We start from the raw sequence: 4,434 nt of genomic DNA, 5'->3' as shown, positions 1-4,434 counted from the left end.
CTGCAATTCATGGCATACACGGCCCAAAGAACGGACCTGAACAAGGTATCCAGGATCCTGCACTGGGCGCTGTCGACCGCCGTTCTGCTGTTTGCCTTCGCCAACATCGTTGCGCTGCGGTCGAAGGGCGTCTGGCTTSCGCTCGCGCTCGTCCTGCTCCTGCTGGCGATCATGACGCTGGCGAGAGGTCATCGCCGCGAGCTGATGATCGGAGGCGGCGTGCTGGCAATCGTTGCAGYCAGCGTTGTCGCCATGCACAACATCTTCTGGTCCACCGCCGGCGACACCATGATCTTCGTCAAGAACCTGGTTTCGGATGCTTTGAGCCATGGCGTCCTCCCGGCCTTCGACCGCGCCATCGCCAGCAATACGGTTCCCTTAGCGGCCAGGGAACGGCTGATGCTGTGGGCCGATGCGATCGAGGTCTGGAAACGCCACCCGATCTTCGGAGCCAGTTCCAGCTGGCTCACCGAATGGCAGAACAGAACCTACCACCCCATGATCTTCAACGTCTTCCACAACGGCTATCTGGAGATAGCCGTGCGCTACGGCGTGGTCGGGCTGGCGTTCTTCGGCTTTCTCTACGCCTGGTCGTCCAGGCAGGTCGTGCTGGCCGTGCGGGCCAAGCTTGTCGCTCCGGCCGTATGGTCCTGCTACATCTCAACGTTGGTCTTCTTCGCCCTCACCGTCCTCAGCAATTCGAACAATCGGCTGGCGATCGGCGAGGCCTTCATGTGGCTCGCTGCTGCATTCGGCTTCTATTGTTTCTACCTTCGCCAGCAGAAGAACCTTGTCGAGCCGAGAACCTATTTTTAATGCATGTCGCCCAAAAACGACCCCGGCTTGGGGCAACGACATGCATAAAAACAAAGACTTAAAGCGCGGCGCCTGAATCCGTTTCAACGCGACGCGCGTCGCGCGGCGGCTCAGCTTGCTTCGCGCATCGCTTCGGCGGCCTGCAGGTCGACCGACACGAGCTGGCTGACGCCCTGCTCGGCCATCGTGACGCCGAACAGCCGGTTCATGCGCGCCATGGTGATCGGGTTGTGGGTGATGATGACGAACCGCGTCTCGGTAGTGGCGGCCATCTCGTCCATCAGATTGCAGAAACGCTCGACATTGTGATCGTCGAGCGGTGCGTCGACTTCGTCGAGCACGCAGATCGGCGCCGGATTGGTCAGGAACACGGCAAAGATCAGCGACATCGCCGTCAACGCCTGCTCGCCACCGGACAGCAGCGTCATGGTCTGCGGCTTTTTGCCGGGCGGGCGGGCCAGGATTTCAAGCCCGGCCTCGAGCGGATCGTCGGATTCGATCAGCTGCAATTCCGCCGTGCCGCCGCCGAACAGATGCGAGAACAGCCGCTGGAAATGGCTGTTGACCACGTCGAAGGCGGCAAGCAACCGCTCGCGGCCTTCGCGGTTCAGGCTCTGGATCGCTTGCCGGAGCTTGCGGATCGCCTCGATGATGTCTTCGCGCTCCGACACGATCGTCTCCAGCCGGTCGGAAAGCTCCTTCTGCTCTTCCTCGGCACGAAGATTGACGGCGCCGAGCCGTTCGCGCTCGATCTTCAGCCGGTCGAGCTGGCGCTCGATCTCGGCCATTTCGGGCATCGGGCTGTCGGCCTCCAGACCGGTGTGGCGGATGACCAGATGCGGCGGCGTGTTCAGCGTTTCCTGGATGCGCACCTCGACCTCCAGCCGGCGTTCGTCGGCCGCGGTCAACCGCTCTTCGGCGCGGACGCGGGTCTCGCGCGCCTCGGCCAGCGACTGGATGGCGCCGGTGGCCGCCTTGTCCATTTCGGATTGCCGGTTTTCCGCTTCCTGCAGACGGTCGGCGGCGGCCTTGCGCAAGGTCTCGGCCTCCGTCAGCTGTGACAGCAAGGCGCGCCGCTTGGCGTCGATTTCATCGGGCGCATCGGCCAGCCGCTCGCGTTCGGCCTCGGCCTCGGCCTTGCGTTCGCCAAGCGATGCGATCTGCGTCGAGGCGTTTTCGGCCCGCTCCAGCCAGTTGCTACGCTCGGCGCCAATGGCATCGAGCCGGCGCGTGCGCGCCTCGGCTTCGCGGCGCAGCCCCTCATGCACGGCACGCGCATCGGCAAGCGTGGCGCGATCGCGGGCGACATTGGCTGCGGACTGTTCGAGCTGCAATTGCAAATCGCCGAGATCGGGCGCGTCCTGCAGCAGCATTTCGGCCTCGGCGAAGGCCGCCGAAGTCTCTTCATGGCTATCGACGATGCGGGCGCGCGCCTCATCCAGTGCCGCGCGCCGGCTCGCCAATTCGCCGCCGGCCTTTTCGGCCTCGGCCAGCGCGTTGCGGGCGGCGTCCAGCCGATGCTGGGCGTCACGCCCAGCCTGGCGCGCGTTGCGCTCGGTCTCGCTCGCCAGGCGAAGCGCCTGTTCGGCCTGGGCCAGTGCCTCCTCGGCCTGGCGCAGGACGAGCGTCGCCTGCACCGCTTCGGCATCAAGTTCAGCCAGCCGGTTCTTCTGCGCCAGCCTTTGCGCGGCCGCGGTGGGCGCATCGGCACTGGCGGTAAAGCCGTCCCAGCGCCAGAGCGCGCCCTCGCGGCTGACCAGCCGCTGGCCGGGAGCAAGAAGCGCCTGCAGCCGGCGGCCATCGCCTGATACAACGATACCGATCTGCGCCAGGCGGCGGGCAAGCTGTGCCGGCGCGTGAACGACGCTGGCAAGGCTCCTGACGCCTTCAGGCAGAGCCGCGTCGCCGGGCTGGATCTCGCTTTCGCCCCAATGCACCGGTGCGCTGCGGTCGAGCGGCACGTCGAGATCTTCGCCAAGGGCCGCACCCAGCGCCGTCTCGAAGCCACGCTCGACGCTGATCTGCTCCAGCACGGCTGGGAAGAGATCGCCGCTGGCGGCATTCAGGATCTTGGCCAGCGTGCGCGCTTCGGTCTCGATGCGTGCCAGCTCGGCCCTGGCATCCTGCAGCGGCGGCCGGGCCGCGCTTTCGCTGGCGCGGGCATCGATRACCGATTGCTCGGCCTGCGCCACGGCAGCCTCGGCCTCATCCAGCAGCGCCATCGCCTGTTCGACCAGCATGCGCTTCTCGGCCGGATCCGGCAGGCCGGCGACCTTGGAGAGGATATCAGACAGTTCCCGGTCGACATCGGCAAGCTGACGGCCGAAACGGTCGCGGCGCTCGGCGGTGTCGCGCAGCGTCCGTTCGATCTGGTTGCGCGAGGCGGCAGCCTCGGCCCGCTCGGCGGTCAGCGCGGCGAGTTTGGCTTCGCTTGCCGCAAGCATCGATGCCGCCTGTTCGAAAGCCGCGCGGGTGCTGGCTTCGCGCTCGGCAGCACCGGCATTTTCGGAATTGAGCGCGGCTTCTTCGGTGCGAAGGCGCTCAAGAATATCCGCATTGTCGCGGACCATGCGTTCCTCGCGCGCAATGTCGCCGTCGAGTTGTTGCAGCCGGCGCTCGAGTTCGCCCTGACGGGCGCGGATGCGGCCGGCTTCCTCCTCGATCTGCGACTTGGCGATCGACAGGCGCTGGAAGGCGGCGGCAGCGGCGGCTTCCGCGTCGCGCAGCTCCGGCAGCCGGTGGGCGCCGATGCCTTGCTCCCTTGCGGCGGCCATCTGGGCTGCGGCGCGGTCACCGACCAGCGCGGTGGCAACCGACAGCGCCGAGCGCGCCTCGCCTTCCTGTGTCTTGGCCAGTGTCCAGCGCAGATGCAGCAGCGTCGCTTCCGCCTTGCGGATATCGGCCGACAGGTTCTTGAAGCGTGACGCCTGGCGCGCCTGGCGCTTCAGGCTTTCGATCTGGCTTTCCAGTTCGCCGACGACGTCGTCCAGGCGCTCCAGGTTCTGCTCGGCCGCCTTCAGCCGCAACTCGGCCTCGTGGCGACGGGTGTGCAGGCCGGAAATGCCGGCAGCCTCTTCGAGCAAGGCGCGGCGCGCCTGCGGCTTGGCCTGGATCAGTTCGCCGATGCGGCCTTGCCCGACCATCGATGGCGAGCGCGCGCCGGTCGACTGATCGGCGAACAGGAGCTGGACATCCTTGGCGCGCGCCTCCTTGCCGTTGATGCGATAGAGCGAGCCCGCCTCGCGTTCGATCCGGCGCGACACCTGCAACTCGTCAGCATCGTTGAAGGCAGCGGGCGCCGAGCGGTCGCTGTTGTCGAGGAAAAGCGTGACTTCAGCGGTGTTGCGTGCCGGGCGTGTGCCCGAGCCGGAAAAGATGACGTCGTCCATCCCGGACGCGCGCATGTTCTTGTAGGAGCTTTCGCCCATTACCCAGCGCAGCGCCTCGACCAGGTTCGACTTGCCGCAGCCATTCGGCCCGACAATGCCCGTCAGGCCGCGTTCGATGACGAACTCGCCGGGCTCGACGAAGGACTTGAAACCAAGGAGGCGAAGGCGCGAAAACTTCATTCGCGCCGCCCGCTAAGCGGATTCAGCAAAAGTGTGCCGCGGTTTCCAC

Annotated in this window: 2 protein-coding genes; one reads left to right on the top strand and one right to left on the bottom strand. The window is 66.2% G+C overall.

From position 1 onward, the window contains the following. A partial coding sequence (locus ACXJ7R_RS25635; protein WP_457154269.1) for an O-antigen ligase family protein occupies positions 1-816 on the top strand: 816 nt, incomplete at its 5' end. A gap of 110 nt (positions 817-926) precedes the next feature. Here ACXJ7R_RS25635 and smc read toward each other — a convergent pair. Next, positions 927-4,385: a chromosome segregation protein SMC gene (smc, locus tag ACXJ7R_RS25630; protein WP_457154268.1), complete on the bottom strand. Its 3,459-nt coding sequence runs from the start codon at positions 4,383-4,385 to the stop codon at positions 927-929. Between the last annotated feature and the right edge of the window lie 49 nt (positions 4,386-4,434).

The organism is Mesorhizobium sp. P5_C1 (genome assembly GCF_054049815.1).
Note: the sequence above shows the minus strand (reverse complement) of the source record. Positions and strands in the feature narration are given on the sequence as shown.